Origin of the sequence: Desulfuromonas sp. CSMB_57 (assembly GCF_020194955.2) — a bacterium.
GTDB lineage: Bacteria > Desulfobacterota > Desulfuromonadia > Desulfuromonadales > Syntrophotaleaceae > JAFCIY02.
The window spans coordinates 20,674-38,149 of the sequence record NZ_JAFCIY020000024.1 but is presented as its reverse complement, the minus strand read 5'-3'; the positions used below and the strand labels follow the sequence as shown (position 1 = coordinate 38,149).

16 protein-coding genes are annotated in these 17,476 nt (G+C 65.3%); 15 read left to right on the top strand and 1 reads right to left on the bottom strand.

Features of this window, described 5'->3' with window-relative positions:
• Window positions 1-18 precede the first annotated feature (18 nt).
• The 5 genes from JQN68_RS07980 (at window position 19) to JQN68_RS07960 (ending at window position 3,850) form a co-directional block, all read left to right on the top strand.
• Complete coding sequence (locus JQN68_RS07980) at window positions 19-984, top strand: HD-GYP domain-containing protein (protein ID WP_225072531.1); 966 nt, start codon at window positions 19-21, stop codon at window positions 982-984.
• Window positions 985-1,012: 28 nt separating this feature from the next.
• Entirely contained in the window at window positions 1,013-1,273 is a 261-nt protein-coding gene (locus JQN68_RS07975) for an AtpZ/AtpI family protein (protein WP_225072530.1), read from the top strand.
• Between the two features lie 86 nt (window positions 1,274-1,359).
• Entirely contained in the window at window positions 1,360-1,878 is a 519-nt protein-coding gene (locus JQN68_RS07970) for a BCAM0308 family protein (protein ID WP_225072529.1), read from the top strand.
• A gap of 3 nt (window positions 1,879-1,881) precedes the next feature.
• A complete protein-coding gene (locus tag JQN68_RS07965; RefSeq protein ID WP_225072528.1) occupies window positions 1,882-2,370 on the top strand; it encodes an archease in 489 nt (162 codons plus the stop codon).
• A 37-nt stretch (window positions 2,371-2,407) separates the two neighbouring features.
• On the top strand, window positions 2,408-3,850 hold the full coding sequence (locus tag JQN68_RS07960) for an RtcB family protein (RefSeq protein WP_225072527.1): 1,443 nt from the start codon (window positions 2,408-2,410) through the stop codon (window positions 3,848-3,850).
• A gap of 36 nt (window positions 3,851-3,886) precedes the next feature.
• On the opposite strand, the gene JQN68_RS07955 is transcribed toward JQN68_RS07960, so the two are convergent.
• Window positions 3,887-4,297, bottom strand: a complete 411-nt coding sequence (locus JQN68_RS07955) for an iron-sulfur cluster assembly scaffold protein (RefSeq protein ID WP_225072526.1) — start codon at window positions 4,295-4,297, stop codon at window positions 3,887-3,889.
• Window positions 4,298-4,469: 172 nt separating this feature from the next.
• Between JQN68_RS07955 and JQN68_RS07950 the strand changes: the two genes are divergently transcribed.
• The 10 genes from JQN68_RS07950 to JQN68_RS07905 all read left to right on the top strand — a co-directional run bounded on the left by JQN68_RS07950 (window position 4,470) and on the right by JQN68_RS07905 (window position 17,416).
• Window positions 4,470-7,025, top strand: coding sequence for a helicase C-terminal domain-containing protein (locus JQN68_RS07950; RefSeq protein WP_225072525.1), 2,556 nt, complete (start codon window positions 4,470-4,472; stop codon window positions 7,023-7,025).
• A 225-nt stretch (window positions 7,026-7,250) separates the two neighbouring features.
• Window positions 7,251-8,195 carry an ADP-glyceromanno-heptose 6-epimerase gene (rfaD, locus tag JQN68_RS07945; protein WP_225072524.1) on the top strand — a complete coding sequence of 315 codons (945 nt, stop codon included), beginning with the start codon at window positions 7,251-7,253 and terminating at the stop codon, window positions 8,193-8,195.
• 69 nt (window positions 8,196-8,264) lie between these two features.
• Window positions 8,265-8,843 carry a methyltransferase domain-containing protein gene (locus JQN68_RS07940; protein WP_249621106.1) on the top strand — a complete coding sequence of 193 codons (579 nt, stop codon included), beginning with the start codon at window positions 8,265-8,267 and terminating at the stop codon, window positions 8,841-8,843.
• Entirely contained in the window at window positions 8,834-9,607 is a 774-nt protein-coding gene (locus JQN68_RS07935; RefSeq protein WP_249621105.1) for an NRDE family protein, read from the top strand. The genes JQN68_RS07940 and JQN68_RS07935 overlap by 10 nt, the downstream gene beginning before the upstream one ends.
• A 5-nt stretch (window positions 9,608-9,612) precedes the next feature.
• The gene (lon, locus tag JQN68_RS07930; protein WP_225072521.1) at window positions 9,613-12,015 is read left to right on the top strand and encodes an endopeptidase La; all 2,403 of its coding nucleotides are present in this window, start codon (window positions 9,613-9,615) and stop codon (window positions 12,013-12,015) included.
• Window positions 12,012-13,010, top strand: coding sequence for a thiamine-phosphate kinase (gene thiL, locus JQN68_RS07925; protein WP_225072520.1), 999 nt, complete (start codon window positions 12,012-12,014; stop codon window positions 13,008-13,010). The genes lon and thiL overlap by 4 nt, the downstream gene beginning before the upstream one ends.
• 86 nt (window positions 13,011-13,096) lie before the next feature.
• Window positions 13,097-14,371 (top strand): methyl-accepting chemotaxis protein, encoded by a 1,275-nt coding sequence (locus tag JQN68_RS07920; protein WP_225072519.1) that lies wholly within the window; start codon window positions 13,097-13,099, stop codon window positions 14,369-14,371.
• 2 nt (window positions 14,372-14,373) lie between these two features.
• A complete protein-coding gene (locus JQN68_RS07915) occupies window positions 14,374-14,814 on the top strand; it encodes a chemotaxis protein CheW (RefSeq protein WP_225072518.1) in 441 nt (146 codons plus the stop codon).
• Window positions 14,778-16,667: a chemotaxis protein CheA gene (locus JQN68_RS07910; RefSeq protein WP_249621104.1), complete on the top strand. Its 1,890-nt coding sequence runs from the start codon at window positions 14,778-14,780 to the stop codon at window positions 16,665-16,667. The genes JQN68_RS07915 and JQN68_RS07910 overlap by 37 nt, the downstream gene beginning before the upstream one ends.
• Window positions 16,667-17,416, top strand: a complete 750-nt coding sequence (locus JQN68_RS07905; protein ID WP_225072516.1) for a LolA family protein — start codon at window positions 16,667-16,669, stop codon at window positions 17,414-17,416. Before JQN68_RS07910 ends, JQN68_RS07905 begins: the two co-directional genes overlap by 1 nt.
• Window positions 17,417-17,476: the final 60 nt, after the last annotated feature.

Sequence of the window (17,476 nt, the reverse complement as noted above, 5' to 3'; positions counted from 1 at the left end):
GGACAGGAGGGACAAGGATTGACGGTATTGCTTGCCGAGGTCGAAGCGGCCAACCTGCTGCCCATCGATGTCGATTCCCTGTTTCTGGGCGGTTCCTGCCCCTGTGATTTGTTTCGACGCCTGCAGGGCGGGGAATATGTGCTGTTTGCCGCCCAGGGCCATGAATTTGATGGCGACAGCCGAATTCGCCTGAAGCAGTTCGGTACGGAGGTTCTGTATATCCGTCGCGAGGCGGCGACATCCTACAGCCGTTTCCTCAAGGAGTCCCTGACGCGTCTGATTCGCGATCCATCCATCTCCGCCGCCGCCAAGGCCCAGGCGGTGCAGGTGGCCTGCCGCGAGGTTCTGCGCCGTATCTGCGAGGAACCGCGGGCGGCCTTCGTCAGTCAGGCCAGCGAAATCATTGCGCCGACGGTGGAACTCATCGTGGCCAGCGACGAGGCCGCCCGACATCTGGTGCGGCTGACCTCCTTCGACCATGCCACCTATGTCCATTCGACCAATGTCGGCATTTTTGCCCTGGCCCTGGCCCGTCTTTTTTTCGGCGAGGACCCGCAGCACGATCTGCACCGCCTGGGAGCCGGCTTTTTTCTGCACGATCTGGGCAAATGCCTGGTACCCCTCGAAATTCTCAACAAGCCCGGGGCGTTGACGGCGGCGGAACGGCAAATCATGAATCGGCATGTCGAAGACGGTTTCCGGTTGCTGGAGGAAAGTCACATGCTGACCGACGAGGTGCGCACCATCGTGTTGCAACATCATGAGCGGGATAATGGCAGCGGTTATCCCTATGGCATGACCGGCCCGGACATCCATCCCTACGCCCGCATCTGCCGCTTGGCGGATATCTATGAAGCCCTGACGTCGAATCGCCCCTATCATACCCGGCGCAGCACCTTCGAGGCCCTGAAGTTCATGCGGGAAACGGTCGTGGCCGATGTCGACGAGCAGTTGTTCGGTCACTTCGTGCGTCTTTTCATGTAGCCTTGTGTTTGCCATCGGGATGGTTGCCATGCCTGAAGATCGCCCGCGCCTGATTCGCTCCATCGGTTTTTTGTCCGGTCTCGGCATCAGTATGGTTGCCGCCTCTCTCATCGGCCTGGCCATGGGGTACTACCTGGATCGCCGACTCGGCACGGCCCCGTGGATGACGCTCTTGTTTCTCTTTTTCGGCATCGCTGCCGGATTCCGCAACCTTTTTATACTGACCCGCCGCGAGCTGGAGCGCCAGCGTCGTGAGGAGCAGGACCAGGATCCAAATCCCGCCCCATAAACCTTGCCCCGTCGTTTTCTATACAAGCCCATGCGGGATGCTATACTGGAAGAAGAGCCGCAATACTCTTTTTCAAGGGGGCAACTATGCAAAAAGACTCCAGAAAATTTGGTATCAGCGATAAACGAGGGCGGGCCGAAACCAGTTCCGATCCCTATCTGCAGGGCGAAGGGTTGCCGGAACCGGCGGTCTGCGCAGGGTGCCAGGCGATTTACCGCAAAAAACGCTGGTATCGGGACGCGGCTGAATATGAGGTGCTGGCCAGGGATGCCGAAGTCCGCAAGGTGACCTGTCCGGCCTGCCGCAAGATGGAGGATCGTTATCCGGAAGGCTATGTCACCTTGCGTGGAGAGTATCTCTGGCGCCACGAGGAGGAAATCCGTAATCTGCTGCAGAATGAAGAGAGCAAGGCCATGGCCAAGAATCCGTTGGAGCGGATCATGCGCATGGAGCGGGAGGGGGAAGCACTGATCATCGAGACCACGGAGGAAAAACTGGCCGAGCACCTGGGTCGGGCCATGAACAAAGCCCATCAGGGCGAACTGGATATCGCCTGGGACGACAAGCATGCCATCTGCCGGGTCTGTTGGCAGCGCGAGGTATGAGACATGGCCGCTTCGGATCGGCAGCCCGGCGAATGTGACGGGTCTGCGGTCGGTGGGGATCGGCCACCGGACCGAGACGGTTTCCGGTTGCTGGAACATACCGCCGACATGGGCATCGAAGCGACGGCGGCCAGCCGGGAGGCGTTGTTCGTCCAGGCGGCGCGCGGCCTGCTGGCGGTACTGGGGGGCGGTCCGGGCCCGGGCGCGGTGGAACAGGTCGTGCCCATGGAACTGGATTGCGACGATCTGGAAGAGTTGCTGGTTTGGTGGCTGAACGAAGTGCTGCACTTGGTGCAGGGTCGCGGCAGGTGGCCACAGGCTATTTTGCTGGAAAAGGTGGAGGATGGCAGCCTGCGCGGCCGGATTGCGGTGCGCGGCATGACGGATCAACAGGACCGTCCGCAGCGCGAGGTCAAGGCGGTCACCTACCATCAGCTCTGTGTGCGGCGGACCCGGCAGGGATGGCTCGCGCGGGTCTACCTCGACCTGTGACCTCCGGCGGCCGCAGGCATTCGGGAGACAAGAGGCCATGAGCGTTCCGGTTCAGCAGATTGATGCCTGCCGCTGGCGCATCCCTCGGGAAGGCGCCATGCGGACCGAAGGCTTGGTGTACGCCAGTGCCGCCATGATGGAAGTGCTGCGCCGTGAGCAGGCCTTGGAGCAGGTACGCAACGTTGCCATGCTGCCGGGCATCGTCGGGCCGTCCCTGGGCATGCCCGACATCCATTGGGGATACGGATTTCCCATCGGCGGTGTCGCCGCCTTCGATGCGGACCAGGGGGTGGTTTCCCCCGGGGGGGTAGGTTACGATATCAACTGCGGCGTGCGCCTGCTGCGCTCGCAGCTGGAGGTGGCCGACATTCGGCCGCGCCTGACGGAACTGGCCGATACCTTGCTGCGCAACGTCCCGTCGGGGGTCGGTTCCCATCGCCGCGATCTGCGCCTGACCGTGGCCGAAGAGCACAAGGTGCTGCGCGAAGGAGCCGCCTGGGTGGTGCGCCGCGGTTTGGGCCGGGAGGAGGATCTCCGGCATATCGAGCAGGGCGGATGCATTGAAGGCGCCGATCCCGACCTGCTGTCGGAGCGGGCCCTGGAGCGCGGCCGCGATCAGCTCGGCACCCTGGGTTCCGGCAACCATTTCCTGGAAGTCCAGGTCGTCGACACCATCATCGACGGGCCCGCGGCCGAGGTCCTGGGGTTGTTTCCCGGGCAGGTCACGGTCACCATTCATACCGGCAGCCGCGGACTCGGCTACCAGGTATGTGACGACTACCTGCGTGTCATGCTGCGAGCCGCGGCCAAGTACGGTATCAGCCTGCCCGATCGACAGCTGTGCTGTGCGCCCCTGTCCAGTCCGGAGGGCCGCCAGTATCTGGCGGCCATGGCCTGTGCCGCCAACTTCGCCTTTGCCAACCGGCAGCTGATCACGGCCTGGGTGCGCGAATCCTTCGAGCAGGTGCTTGGCCGCAGTGCCGGGGCCCTGCAGCTGTCGGTCATTTACGATGTCTGCCACAATATCGCCAAGTGGGAGCAGCACCAGGTGGCCGGTGCCATGCGGCGCCTGTGCGTGCATCGCAAGGGGGCGACGCGGGCCTTCCCGCCCGGTCATCCGGAAGTGCCGGCCGCCTATCGGGCCATCGGTCAACCGGTGCTCATCCCCGGCGACATGGGGCGCTATTCCTACGTCCTGCTTGGTACCGCGGCGGCCTACGCGGAAACCTTCGGTTCCACCTGTCATGGGGCCGGCCGGGTGCTGTCCCGCCATGCCGCCAAGCACCTGGCCCGCGGCCGCAACATCTTCACGGAACTGGCAGCCCGGGGCATTGTGCTGCGGGCCGCCGGGCGCGATACCGTGGCCGAGGAAATTTCCGAAGCTTACAAGGACGTCGCCGAGGTGGTGGGAGTGGTGCAACAGGCCGGCATCGGCCGGGTGGTGGCACGCCTGCGGCCGCTGGCGGTGGTCAAGGGGTGAGAGGCATGCGGACCGGTGATCCGGCAGGGAACTGATTTACCGGGTGTCGGCTTCGGAGCGGCGAATCACCACCTCGGCCTCTTCCTGCCGGCTCAGATAGACCCGCAACGCGGCGCGCAAGGCGCCCACCGCCAGGTTGGAACAGTGCATCTTGCCGGGCGGCAGGCCGTCCAGAGCTTCCGCCACCTGCTCTTCGGTGAGTTGCAGGGCCGCTTCGATGGTGCGGCCGATGGCCAGTTCGCTGGTCACCGAAGCGGTGGCGATGGCGGCGGCGCAACCGAGGACCTTGTATTTCATATCCCGAATCACGTTTCCTTCCACCCGCAGGAAAATCAACAGACAGTCGCCACAGGCCGGGTCGCCATACTGGACGGCGACGCTGGCCTCCTCCAGGTAGCCGACGTTGCGTGGGTTGCAGAAGTGCTCCATGACTTTCAGGCTGTACACGGCAATCCTCCGGATCGGGTGACGGTCGACGGATTCTAGCTGTCGCCTGCCTGGGCGTCAAGCCTCGGCCAAGGCCATGGTGACCCAGAAGGCGTGCCGCGAAGGGTACGGGATAACTTTCCTTCCGCTCCCGTCTCACTTATAATAGCCTGCCTTGCCGACAGGATCATCCATGGACCAGAGTTTTACAGCCCGGGCTGCCGCTTTTCTGCGTCAGGCCATCGCCGAAGCCGGCGGTCAGGAGGTTTTTTTTCTCGGCCGCACCGATGCCGATCTGCGTGTCGTCGAGGCGCGGGTGCTGGCGCGGGGCAATGAGCAGGCGGTGCCCGCCATTCTGCAGGAGTGCCGTTACGGCGACGTGGTGATTCACAATCATCCCGGCGGCCGGTTACGGCCCTCCGCCGCCGATTTGGATATTGCCGGCCGGCTCGGCGCCCAGGGCGTCGGCTTTCTGATTGTGGATAACCCTGTGGAAAGTGTGTATAGGGTGGTGGAGCCCTTCTCTCCGCGCCGGGCGCAGCACCTTGAACCCCAGGCCATCGCCGCCATTCTCGGCCCCACGGGAGTGGTCGCCCGCACCCTCCCCGGCTACGAGGAGCGTCCCGAGCAGCTGCGCATGGCCCTGGCGGTGGGCGAAGCCCTGAATGGTGATCGGGTGACGGTCATCGAGGCCGGCACCGGCACCGGCAAGAGCCTGGCCTATCTGGTGCCGGCCATTCTCTGGGCCCTGGCCAACGAAGAACGGCTGGTGGTATCGACCAACACCATCAACCTCCAGGAGCAGCTGATCCGCAAGGATCTGCCCTTCCTGCAGCGTGCCACCGGTCTCAAGTTCCGGGCGGTTCTGGTCAAGGGTCGGAACAACTATTTTTGTCACCGGCGCGCCGAGGGAGCGCGGCTGGAGCCGGACCTGTTCGATCCCGAACTCAACGCCGAACTCGCTGCCTTGCTGGAATGGGGCGCACGCAGCCAGGTCGGCTCGCGCGAGGACCTGCCGGTGCCGCCGCGGCGGGAAGTCTGGGAAGAGGTGCAGTGCGAGGTCGACCAGTGTGCCCGGGTGCGCTGTCCCCATTACAGCGCCTGCTTTTTCCACAAGGCCCGGCGCCATGCCGCCCAGGCCGACCTGCTGGTGGTCAACCATGCCCTGTTGCTGTCGGATCTGGCATTGCGCCGGCAGACGGACAACTATACGGCCGCCGCCGTGCTGCCGCCCTTCGATCGGGTGATTCTCGACGAGGCCCATCACCTGGAAGACGTTGCCACCCATTACTTCGCCACCCAGGTCAGCCGCTTTACCTTCGGCCGCCTGCTCGGCAAGCTGCGCCATCCGCGCAAGCCGGACAAAGGCGCCTTGCCGCGGTTGCTGGCCCTGCTGGCCAAGGAGTTGCCCGACAGCGAAGATGTCTTGTACCGGCGCCTCTACGAGCGCCTGGAAACGACCCTGGTCCTTCGCCAGCAGCTGTTCGATCAGGCCCCACAACTGCTGGAAAGCCTGGGCCAGGAGCTGCTCGAACATCTCGGCCGGAAGGCCGGCCGGGAAGACCTGCGGCTGCGGGTGGTGCCGGATTTGCGGGCCGGAGAATTCTGGCAGAGCGCCGTGGAGCGGCTGCGCCGCCTGACCGCCGGCATCGGCGAGCTGGCCGGGGCGCTGCAGGCCCTGCTGCTGGACTGCGAACGTGCGCCTGAGGCGGTGGCTGAAAAATTGGCCTCGCCCCTGACGGATTTGCGCGGCCTTATCGGCCGTTTGGCCGGTATCGGTGCCGATCTGGCGCTCTTCATCCACGAGGATGAAGGTACCTGCGCCTGGTTCGAGGTGGGGGAGGCCCGCATCGGCCGCGGTCGCGGGCTGCTCACCCGGCTCTGTACCGCACCTCTGGAGGTGGCCGGCGAACTCAAAGAGGGACTCTATGATCGCTTTCGCAGCGTGGTACTCACCAGCGCCACCCTGACCGTCGGCGAGTCCTTCGCCTATCTGGCCGGTCGGGTCGGCCTGGATCGCATCGAGCCGGGTCGGATGCACGAACTGCTGCTTCACTCCCCCTTTGATTTCGCTCGGCAGGCGCTGCTGGTGGTGCCGACGGACATCCCGGAGCCGGGGCGCGCCGGCTATCCGGAGATGGTGCGTGATCTGACCGAGCAGGCAGTGCTGGCGGCGGGCGGCCGTTCCTTTGTGCTGTTCACCGCCTACGGTCTGCTGCACCAGGTCCATGGGCAACTGGCCCCGATCCTCGGCGCCCGGGGTTATCCCTGCCTGCGCCAGGGCGAGGAAAATCGCCACGGCCTGTTGAAGAAATTCGCCGCCGATCCGGCCAGCGTGCTGTTTGCCACCGATTCCTTCTGGGAAGGGGTGGATGTGCCCGGCCGTGCCCTGGAGCAGGTGATCATCACCCGCCTGCCCTTCAAGGTGCCGACAGAACCGGTTTTGGCGGCCCGCGCCGAGGCCATCGCCGCCCGCGGCGGCGATCCCTTCATGGCCTACACCGTGCCGCAGGCGGTCATCAAGTTCAAACAGGGCTTCGGCCGCCTGATCCGCCATCGTGCCGATCGCGGCGTGGTGCTGATCCTTGATGCACGGGTGGTGAAAAAAGGCTATGGGCGCATGTTTCTGCGCTCCCTGCCCGAGGTGCCGTTGGTGGCGGCGCCGACGCTCGAGGCTCTGCGGCGGCTGGAGGCCTTTCTCGCCGGCTCGGAGGACGTTTTTCCAGCCGGGTTGCCGGCGGAAGGCTGACGGTCCCACCCACGCTGTTTCTGAGGCTGCGACGCGCAACCGGCCCATGTGGGTCAGATCAGGCCAAGCACGGCTTGGGATGGCGTGGCAGGCACGGTTGTCGCAGAAGTCTGCATGAATAATTCGGGTTTGGCTTGCAGGCAAGCCTGCGGCATGCTAGAAGACGAAGGATCGGGCCGTTGCAGGGAGTGGCTCCGGCACAATCCGCAGAGGAGGATCAAGGCCATGATTATCGTAACCGGTGGCGCCGGTTTTATCGGCGGCAATATTCTTCAGGCCCTCAATGCCAGAGGGCGTACCGACATCCTGGTGGTGGACGATCTGCAGGACGGAACCAAATTCGCCAATTTGGCCGATGCCCGTATTGCGGACTATCTGGACAAGGACGAGTTTCTGCAGCGGGTCCGTTCCGGCGACGAGTTCGGCGGGGTCGAAGCGATTCTGCATCAGGGCGCCTGCTCCACCACCACGGAATGGGACGGCCGTTACATGATGGCCAACAACTACGGCTATTCCAAGGATCTGCTGCATTACTGTCTGACGCGCCGGATTCCCTTCATCTATGCCTCCAGCGCGGCGACCTATGGCGGCGGCCAGGTGTTTCGCGAAGAACCGGAATTCGATCGACCGCTGAACGTCTACGGCTATTCCAAAGCCCTGTTCGATCAGTATGTTCGCCGGTTGATGCCGAAAGCCTGCAGCCAGGTGGCCGGTTTTCGCTACTTCAATGTCTACGGACCGCGTGAGCAGCACAAGGGCAGCATGGCCAGCGTCGCTTTTCACATGCGCAACCAGTTGTTGACCGAAGGGGTGGTCAAGCTCTTCGAAGGCTGTGACGGCTATGGCGACGGCGAGCAACGGCGGGACTTCGTCTATGTGGACGACGTGGTAAAGGTCAACCTGTGGTTCCTCGATCACCCCGAGGTATCGGGCCTGTTCAATGTCGGCACCGGTCGCAGCCAGCCTTTCAACGATGTCGCCCGCGCGGTGCTGGCCGCTCACGACGAGGGCGAACTGCGCTACATTCCCTTCCCCGAACATCTCAAGGGGCGCTACCAGAGCTTTACCGAAGCCGATGTGAGCCGCTTGCGGGCGGCGGGTTACACCGATCCCTTTTTGCCCGTCGAGGAGGGCGTGGCGCGATACATGGCATGGCTGCAGCAACGCTGAGCGGCCGAAGGCCGGCTGCGGACCTGGAGGCGGCAGGGCTTGGAAAGAGATCCGGAAGGCGGACGGCAGATGCCCGATAAATGGAACAACATCTGGCAGCAACGGGCGGACCAGCCCCTCTCTGCCGACGCTTGGCTGCGCCGGGCCCTGCCCCTGCTGCCACCGGGACGGGCGCTTGACGTGGCCTGCGGCCGGGGACGCAATGCGCTGTTCATGGCTGAGCGGGGGTATGACGTCACCGCCGTGGACGATTCTGTCGAAGCCCTGGCGCAGGTGCTGGAGGTCGCGCGCAGCAGACATCTGAACATCGCCCTGCGACAGATGGATCTGGAGCGGACCTGCCGCCTGCCCGGCAGTGGCTATGATGTCGTGATGCAGTTTTTCTACCTGCAGCGCTCCCTGCTGCCGGCCTTGCGGCAGGCGGTCCGTCCCGGCGGTGTCGCCATCCTGCGCACCTTCAGCCTGGCCGGCCCCTTTCCCGGCGGGCCCGGCAATCCCGCCTTCGCCCTGGCCCCCGGGGAGTTGCTGCAAATGTTTGCCGGCTGGCAGGTGCTGCTGCATGAAGAAGGTCTGGAGCAGTCCCATCGGGGCGGCAGCCTGGCCGGGATTGTCGCGCGCCGGCCTCTGGATGATCCGGCATGTGCCTGATTGTCCTGGCTTGGCGGCAGCATCCGGACTTTTCCCTGGTGCTGGCGGCCAACCGTGACGAAAGCTTTCAGCGGCCTGCCGCTGCGGCCGCCTTCTGGCCCCGGGAACCGCACATCCTGGCCGGGCGCGATCTGCAGGCTGGGGGAACCTGGCTCGGGGTGACCCGCTGCGGTCGTTTCGCTGCTTTGAGCAATGTACGGGAGGCGGCCGCGCCTGGCGGTCCGTCGCGGGGCGGGTTGGTGAGCGCTTTTTTGCGCGGCAAGGCCTCGCCGGCGGATTACCTGGCCGGCGTCGCCCGGCATGGCATGCAGTTTGCCGGTTTCAACCTGCTGGCGGGCGATGGGCGCCAGTTGGGCTATTGCTCCAACCGGGATGGTGCACCGCGCCTGCTCGCGCCCGGGATATACGGTCTCAGCAACCATCTGCTCGATACCCCCTGGAGCAAGGTCCAGCGGGCCAAGGACCTGCTCGCCCCGCTGCTGGCCAGGCCCGAACCGCGACCCGAGGACTTTTGGGCCTTGCTGTCCGACCGCTGGCAGCCGCCGAAGGAGCAACTGCCGAAAACCGGCCTCGATGGGGACCGGGAACGGCGATTTTCCTCCATTTTCGTGCCAGGCGGCGACTACGGTACCCGGTGTTCGACGGTGCTGTTGATGGGCCGCGACGGGCGGGTCCGTTTTGTGGAACGGCGCTTCGACGCCAAGGGGGAGTGTGCGGGTGAAGCGCGGTATGTCTTTGCCCTCCAGCCGCGACAGGGAGAATGACCGGTATGAAATTGCCACGCCAGAGATCATCCATTCCCTTTCCGGGCCCGGAGAACCCCTTGGATCCCCTGGCCCGGGACTTGCCGCTGCCGACCGAGTTGCCGCTGCTGCCGGTTCAGGACGCGGTGGTCTTCCCGCACATGATTTTGCCCCTGGTGATTGGCCGCCGGCGCTCGCAGACGGCCGTCGATGAAGCCCTGGAAGGGGATCGGCTGGTTTTTCTCGTCGCCCAGAAGGAAGCGGGGGAGGACGATCCCGAGGTCGGAGATCTCTTCCGGGTCGGAACCGTGGGCATGATCATGCGGCTGGTCAAGCTGCCCGATGGCCGCAGCAAGATTCTGGTGCAGGGTCTGGCCAGGGCCCGCCTGCAACGCTTCCTGGCTACCGATCCCTGTTTCCGGGTGCAGGTGACGCCTGTGGCCCTTGCGGCGCCGGGCTCCGAACCCACCACGGAAGTGCAGGCGTTGATGCGCGCAGTGCGCGAGCAACTGGCTGAAATGCAGGATCTGGGACGGGTGCTGTCCGACGATGCCCTGACGGCCATCGAGAATGTGGCGGAACCCGGAACCCTGGCCGATCTGGCGGCCTGCAACATGGGTCTCGGTGTGCCTCAGGTTCAGGAATTGCTGGAGGTGATCGATCCCCTGGAGCGTTTGCACCAGGTGCAGACGCTGCTCATGCGGGAACTGGACCTGCTCCTGGTACAGCAGCGCATTCAGCATCAGGCCCGGGAGGAGATGGGCAAATCCCAGCGGGAGTACTACCTGCGCGAGCAGTTGCGGGCCATCCAGTCCGAACTGGGGGAGAACGACGCCAAGCTCGACGATCTGCGGGAGTTGCAGGCGCGCCTCGATGAGGCTCGGCTGCCGGACGAAGCCCGGCAGGAGGTGGACAAGCAGTTGCGGCGGCTGGAACAGATGCCCGCCGAAGCGGCGGAATATTCCATGCTGCGGACCTATCTGGACTGGCTGGTGGATTTGCCCTGGAGTCGGACCACCCGCGACAGTCTCGATCTGGCGGAGGCCCGGCGCATCCTCGATGAGGATCATCACGATCTGGAGCGGGTCAAGGAACGGATCCTCGAATTTCTTGCGGTGCGCAAGCTGAAGCAGCAGGCAAAAGGTCCGGTGCTATGCTTCGTCGGGCCGCCGGGGGTCGGCAAGACCAGCCTCGGTCGCTCCATCGCCCGCGCCCTGGGACGCACCTTCGTCCGGATTTCCCTGGGCGGAGTGCGGGACGAAGCCGAGATCCGCGGCCATCGTCGCACCTATGTCGGCGCCCTGCCGGGCCGCATCATCCAGGGCATGAAGCAGGCCGGGACCGCCAATCCGGTTTTCATGCTGGATGAACTGGACAAGGTCGGCGGCGCCGATTTCCGCGGCGATCCCTCCGCCGCCCTGCTGGAACTGCTCGATCCGGAACAGAATCACGCCTTTTCCGATCATTACATCCATTTGCCCTTCGATCTTTCCCGGGTCATGTTCATCGCCACCGCCAATGTCCTCGACCCGATTCCGGCTGCGCTCAAGGATCGCCTGGAGGTGATCCGCCTGGCCGGTTACACCAGCGAGGAAAAGCTGGCCATCGCCCGGCGCTTTTTGCTGCCCCGGCAAAGGCAGGACTGCGGTCTGGCCGAGGAGTGCTTGAGCCTGTCCGACAACGCCCTGGCAGCCATCATCAGCGACTATACGGCAGAAGCCGGCTTGCGCAATCTGGAGCGGGAACTGGGCCGCATCTGCCGCCAGGTCGCCCGTCGGGTCGCCGAGGGCGACAGTCGGCCGGTGCAACTGGGCAAGGCGCAGATTGCCGGCTATCTCGGGCCGCCGCGCCACTATGCCGACGTCCTGCCGGAGGCACCGCAGATCGGGGTGGCGACCGGTTTGGCCTGGACTGAAGCCGGGGGCGAGACCTTGACCATCGAAGTCGGCACCATGCCGGGCAGCGGCCAGCTGCACCTGACCGGCCAACTCGGCGACGTGATGAAGGAGAGCGCTCAGGCCGCCCTGTCCTACGCCCGCTCTCATGCCCTGGAGTTGGGTATCGATCCGGCCTTCTACCAGCAGCGCGATATCCACATCCACGTGCCGGCCGGGGCGATTCCCAAGGATGGACCGAGCGCCGGGGTGACCATGGCCACCGCCCTGATTTCCGCCTTGACCCGACGGCCGGTCGATGGTCGGGTGGCCATGACCGGTGAAATTACCCTGCGCGGCCGGGTGCTGCCGGTCGGCGGCATCAAGGAGAAGCTGTTGGCCGCGGTGCGGATGCGCCTGCGTTGCGTGCTGCTGCCGCGTCGCAACCAGGCCGATCTGGCCGAAATTCCCGCCGCTTTGCGCCGCAAGGTGCACATCGAGCTGGTCGAGAGCATGGATCAGGTGCTGTCGGCGGCACTGGAGCCCGCACCATGAAACTGGCGGAACTGGGGGAATTCGGTTTTATCGAGCGGATTCGGGCCGCGGCCCGCAGCGAAGCATCGGTACGCTGCGGCATCGGTGACGATTGCGCGGCCGTGACGGTGCCTGCAGGTCATCTGTTGCTGACCACCACCGACCTGCTCATCGAAGGGGTGCACTTTCAGCTGGCCTGGAGCGATATGCGGACCCTGGGGCGCAAGAGCGTCACCGTCAATGTCAGCGATGTCGCTGCCATGGGCGGCCAACCGCGGCACCTTTACCTGGGCCTGGGCATTCCCGCCGCCATGGAGGTGGCGGATCTGGAACAGTTCATCGAGGGTTTTCTGGAGGCGGCCCGGGAATACGATACGGTTCTCATCGGCGGCGACACCTGTCGCTCTTCCGGGCCTCTACTCATCAGCGTCACCGCTGAAGGATCCGTGGCCCCCGAGCAGATGGTGCGCCGGGCCGGTGCCCGGGCCGGTGATGTTCTGGTCGTGTCCGGAACCCTGGGCGACAGCGCTCTGGCCCTGCGCCATCTGGCCGCGGGCCGGCCGCAGCAGCCCATGCTGGCGGCCCGACACCACGATCCGACCGCCCGGGTGGCGTTGGGCCGAGCCCTGGCTGAAACCGGCCTGGCGACGGCCATGATCGATGTTTCCGATGGCCTGCTGGCGGACTTGGGGCACATCCTGACGGCCTCGGGGGTCGGGGCCGTGGTCCGGGAAGCCTGCCTGCCGCTGTCGGAACCCTTCCGCCAGGCCTTGGCCGGGGATCCGTCCTTGCTGGATCTGGCCCTGGCCGGCGGCGAGGATTACGAATTGTTGTTCAGCGTTCCGGTAGAGCGGTGCAAGGCCCTGGCGGAACTGTCCGCCCGGGTCGGAGTACCGTTGACCCGCATCGGCACGGTTGAGCCGTCGCACCGGGGGCTTCTGATTCAGGATGCGGCCGGACATTGCCGAAAGGCGTCAGCCTCCGGATTCAACCATTTTCGCCACGGCTCGGGCTGACGAGCGCGCCGGCCGTTCACGGAGGATCCGGCTTGGCCGCCAGTCGGCCACTGCGGGCATCCGGACGACAACCAAGGAGCTGTTCGATGCGCGTTGAAATCACCTACAAGTTCGTCATCGGTTTCATCATCGTGATTGCCGCCACGGTGGCTCTCAACATTCTGCTGCCCCAGTTGCATCTGGTACCGGCCTATCTGGAACAGACCCTGGCCACGGCTTGCGCCATTCTGGTGGGGTTGCTGCTGGGATGGGGCTTTTCCAAGGCCTTTTCAGCCAACATCCTGGTTCTGAAGGAAGCCGCCGGACGCCTCAGTGCCGGCGACTTGTCCCGCACTGTGGAATTGCCCAACAACCGGTTTCAGGACGAAACGGAGGAACTGGCCGAATCCCTCAATCGGGTCGTGGACAATCTGCGGGAGCTGGTCGGTTACATCCGCACCTCCTCCACCAGGGTGGCCGAATCGGCCCACGGGTTGTCGGCGACCTCCGAGGAAATGACCGCTTCCGCCCACGAGGTGGCCGGCGCGGTAGAGCTCATCAGCCACGGCGCGGAAACCCAGGCGGCCATGACCGAGCGCAGCTCCGAGCATATTCGCGAACTGGCTTCGTCCATCGAGCGGGTCGCCGAGACGGCTCGCACCACGGCGGTCTCGGCGGACGAGATGGCCCGCACCGCCCAGGGCGGCGGCCGTACGGTCGCTCAGGCCATGGAACAGCTGGCGCGCATGCTGGATGGCGTCGAACAGCAGAGCCAGCAGATGTTGACCTTTACCGGCCGGGTTCAGAAGATCGGCCGCATCGCCGAGTTTATTACCAACATTTCCCAGAAAACCAACCTGCTGGCCCTCAACGCCTCCATCGAAGCGGCCCGTGCCGGAGAATACGGGAGGGGTTTTACCGTGGTGGCCGAGGAGATCTGCAAGCTGGCGGACAGCGCCGAGCGTTCTACGGCGGAGATTACGGCCCAGATCGAAACCCTGCGCGAGGAAAGCCAGCAGGTGCAGGTTCTGCTCAAGGAACGCGCCCAGGAGATGACTGCCGGCCGCGCCGCCGTGGACCAGACCGGCAATGCCTTCCGGGAAATCATCGAGACGGCTCTGGCCACCCAGGAACGGGCTTTGGCCATCAGCCGCCTGTCTTCGGATCAGACCGCGGCGGCCGGGTCCATGGTCGGAGTCATCGAGGAAATCGCCCGGGTGGTGACGGAAAATGCCGCGGCCAGCCAGCAGGCCTCGGCAGCCACGGTGCAGCAGTCCGGGGCCATGGAGGAACTGGCCCGGTCGGCGCAAGAACTCACTGCCTTGGCGGAGGAACTGATGGATCGGGTCAGCCAGTTTCGTCTCGCCGCGCCCCAGTCCTGACCATGTCCCAGGCTCTGCTGTTGAGTGCCGGCCGGCGCCTGGTAGGGTTTGAACTGGGGCAGCTGGGAGAGATCGTGCAGGATCGCCGGGTGCAGGCCCTGCCTATGGCCCCACCGGGTTTCATCGGTGCCGTCAGTGTTCAGGGAGAAGTGTTGCCGGTCATCGAGCTGGCCACTCTGCTCGGTGAGCAGCCTACGGTCCATGACCGGCGCCTGGTGGTTGTCTCCGCACCGCAGCTCGCGGTAGCCCTGGCTGTCGGGGCCGTACACGGTCTGTGCAGCCTGACTCTCGCGGCGCAACCGCTGGCCGGCACCCTGGCCGGAAATTGGGAGGGGCGGGTCTTCCCCACCACCCGCGGCATAGCGGTGCTCCTCGATGTTGCCCGGTTGCGCCGGTCCCTGGATGAATGCCTGGCCGCCGCCACCTGGCGAGGGCGCGCATGACGGCGGCCTCCTTCACCTTGCCTCCCGGTTATCGGGAGCTGTTTCTCAGCGAAGCCGGCGAGCACCTGAACGCCATGGCCAGGCAGTTGCTGGTGCTGGAAGAAACACCGCAAAACCTGGAGGAGCTTAATGCGCTGTTCCGGGCGGTGCATTCCCTGAAGGGCATGGCGGCCACCATGGGCTACGACAGGATGGCGGCACTGGCCCATCGCCTGGAAGATGTACTGGCCCGGTTTCGGCGGGAGGGCCGACTGCCGGCAGCTGCCATCGAGCAGTTGCGGGCGGGACAGGCTGTGCTGGAGAAGCGGCTCGAGGACATCGCCGCCGGTCGGCCGGAGAGCTCCGGCGAGGCGCTGGACTGCGGGCCGGCGGCGGAGCCTGCAACGCCGGCCGGCCGCAGCCTGGTGCCCGGGGGCGGCCTGTACGAGCTTACTGTGGTTCCTGCCGAATCCGGCTCCGTGGCCCTGTCCCACTGGCTTTGGCTGGTCAACGAACTCATGCGGCTCGGCACCCTGCTGAGCTGCCGGCCGGCGCCCGAGGAATTGGCGGCAGACCGGCTGCCGGCCAGACTGGAGGCGCGTTGGCGCTGCCCGTTGGCCGTCGAGGAGGCGACCGCGCGTTTGGTAAACGTTGCCGGCCCTCTGCACGTCGAATTAGCGTTGACCTCGCCGCCGGCTGTTACCCTCCGTCCCGGCAGGGCGCAGGAGGGCAACCGGGTACGGGTGTCGGCAGCCCTGCTGGATCGTCTGGTTAATCTTACCGGCGAGCTGGTCACCATGCGGCATGGTCTGCGGACGGCCTTGGGCAAGGGATCCCTGGAGGCGCTGACAGAGGAACTGGAGCAGTTCGACGGGTTGCTGGATCAGTTGCGCCAGGAGGTGCTGAGTGCGCGCATGGTGGCCCTGTCGACGGTTACCGAGCGTTTGCCCCACCTGGTCCAGTCCCTGGCCCGGGCCGCCGGCAAGCACATCGTCCTGCGGTTGAGCGGCACCGAAGAGCGACTTGACCGGGCAATTCTCGAGGCCGTCGTGGTCCCCTTGGAACATGCGGTGCGCAATGCCATCGATCACGGCATCGAAAGCAGTGGCACCATCCAGGTGCGTGCCGTACGCCAGAGCGGCCAGTTGTTGCTGGAGGTGGCGGATGACGGCCGCGGCATGGACCGGGAGGCCATCCGCCGCCGGGCGGTGGCCGATGGCTTCCTGACGGCGTCCGACGCGGCGCGTCTGTCGCCCGAGGAAGCCCTGATGCTGGTCTGCCGCCCGGGTTTTTCCACCGCCTCCCGGGTTACGGCCAGTTCCGGGCGGGGCGTTGGAATGGATGCCGTCCGGCAGGGCGTGGAACAACTGGGGGGGCACTTGGAACTGGAGTCCCGGCCCGGCGCGGGAACCTGTGTGCGCATGGTGCTGCCCCGAACCGTTGCCATCGCGCCGGTGTTGCTGGTAAGCTGTGGCGGTGAGCCGGTCGGGTTTCCCGTCACCCGTATCCTCAGCACCCTGGAACCGGATCCCGGGCAGCTGCGGCGGGGCGAGGCCGGCTGGGTGGCTTGCCTGGCGGAAGAGGAATTGCCCTTGATCGGTCTCCATGTTCTGCTCGGCCGGCCGGCAGACTGGCCGAGCCACCCGGCGGTGGTGGTCGTCAACCGGCACGGCCGGCGTCTCGGCCTGGTGGTGGAAGCGCTTCTCGGCCAGCAGGATGTGTTCATCAAACCGCTGCGCTACCCTCTGGATCAGCTGCCGGGACTGTGCGGGGCGACGCAACTCGGCGATGGGCGTATCGCCTTTTTACTCGAACCTCAGACCCTGCTCGATGCAGGGTCCGGTACGGTCGGCTTGCCGACCAGGGAGCGATAATGATGCAAAAAACAATCTGGATAGCCCTGTGCGGCCTGATGCTGTTGGTCTGCCCGGTCTGGGCCAACGGCACCGAAGTGCCCCTGGCCAATGTGGTCCGGGCTCTGGAAGCCCCGTTTCGGGCCAATGGGGCATCGGCGATCCGGGATTTCGAGGGCGATTTCGAACAGGAGGCCTACCTGAGTTCTCTGGACCAGCTGCAGACCGCCTCCGGCCAGGTGGCGGTACGCTTTGGCGGCAAAACCGGCCTGACCCGCTTCCGTTGGGAATATCGGCGTCCGGAGCCGCAGTTGATCATCTCCGACGGCCGTATGGTCTGGGTTCACCTGCCCCAGAACCGGCAGGTGATGGAGTCGGAGCTGCCCCAGAACGGCGCCGCGGCCACCAGCGACAATCCCCTGCTGTTTCTCACCGGGCTGGGCAACCTCGAACGCCATTTTGAGATTGCCTGGGCCCAGCCGCGACGCTCCGCCGAGGGGCACTATCGGCTGCAGCTGAAGCCGCGCCAGCCGTCGGCGCTGCTGGAAAAGCTGTTGCTCGAAGTCGATCGGCAGTCCGTGGAGAGCAAGAACGGGGCGTTGCGCTATCCGGTGCGTGCCGCGACCCTGATGGGCGGCGACGGCAACCGCACCACCATCCGGTTTCGCAATATTCGCCTCAACCGCGGGCCGGCGGACTCCCTGTTCAAGTTCGTGGCGCCGCCCGGCACCGAAATCCTGCGGCCCGGGCGCGAAGACTTCGGTTTCTGATCCGGGCGAGAGGGAAGGGCGGAAGCCCATTTTACATAGTCACAGTACATCGGAGAGAGG

What these genes read in the sequence shown, in the direction of transcription:
- JQN68_RS07935 (WP_249621105.1), top strand. Translation starts at nt 8,834, where the DNA reads ATGTGCCTGATTGTCCTGGCTTGGCGGCAGCATCCGGACTTTTCCCTG.
- JQN68_RS07905 (WP_225072516.1), top strand. Translation starts at nt 16,667, where the DNA reads ATGATGCAAAAAACAATCTGGATAGCCCTGTGCGGCCTGATGCTGTTG.
- JQN68_RS07920 (WP_225072519.1), top strand. Translation starts at nt 13,097, where the DNA reads ATGCGCGTTGAAATCACCTACAAGTTCGTCATCGGTTTCATCATCGTG.
- JQN68_RS07965 (WP_225072528.1), top strand. Translation starts at nt 1,882, where the DNA reads ATGGCCGCTTCGGATCGGCAGCCCGGCGAATGTGACGGGTCTGCGGTC.
- JQN68_RS07915 (WP_225072518.1), top strand. Translation starts at nt 14,374, where the DNA reads ATGTCCCAGGCTCTGCTGTTGAGTGCCGGCCGGCGCCTGGTAGGGTTT.
- rfaD (WP_225072524.1), top strand. Translation starts at nt 7,251, where the DNA reads ATGATTATCGTAACCGGTGGCGCCGGTTTTATCGGCGGCAATATTCTT.
- JQN68_RS07960 (WP_225072527.1), top strand. Translation starts at nt 2,408, where the DNA reads ATGAGCGTTCCGGTTCAGCAGATTGATGCCTGCCGCTGGCGCATCCCT.
- JQN68_RS07950 (WP_225072525.1), top strand. Translation starts at nt 4,470, where the DNA reads ATGGACCAGAGTTTTACAGCCCGGGCTGCCGCTTTTCTGCGTCAGGCC.
- JQN68_RS07975 (WP_225072530.1), top strand. Translation starts at nt 1,013, where the DNA reads ATGCCTGAAGATCGCCCGCGCCTGATTCGCTCCATCGGTTTTTTGTCC.
- JQN68_RS07910 (WP_249621104.1), top strand. Translation starts at nt 14,778, where the DNA reads ATGCCTGGCCGCCGCCACCTGGCGAGGGCGCGCATGACGGCGGCCTCC.
- JQN68_RS07940 (WP_249621106.1), top strand. Translation starts at nt 8,265, where the DNA reads ATGCCCGATAAATGGAACAACATCTGGCAGCAACGGGCGGACCAGCCC.
- thiL (WP_225072520.1), top strand. Translation starts at nt 12,012, where the DNA reads ATGAAACTGGCGGAACTGGGGGAATTCGGTTTTATCGAGCGGATTCGG.
- lon (WP_225072521.1), top strand. Translation starts at nt 9,613, where the DNA reads ATGAAATTGCCACGCCAGAGATCATCCATTCCCTTTCCGGGCCCGGAG.
- JQN68_RS07970 (WP_225072529.1), top strand. Translation starts at nt 1,360, where the DNA reads ATGCAAAAAGACTCCAGAAAATTTGGTATCAGCGATAAACGAGGGCGG.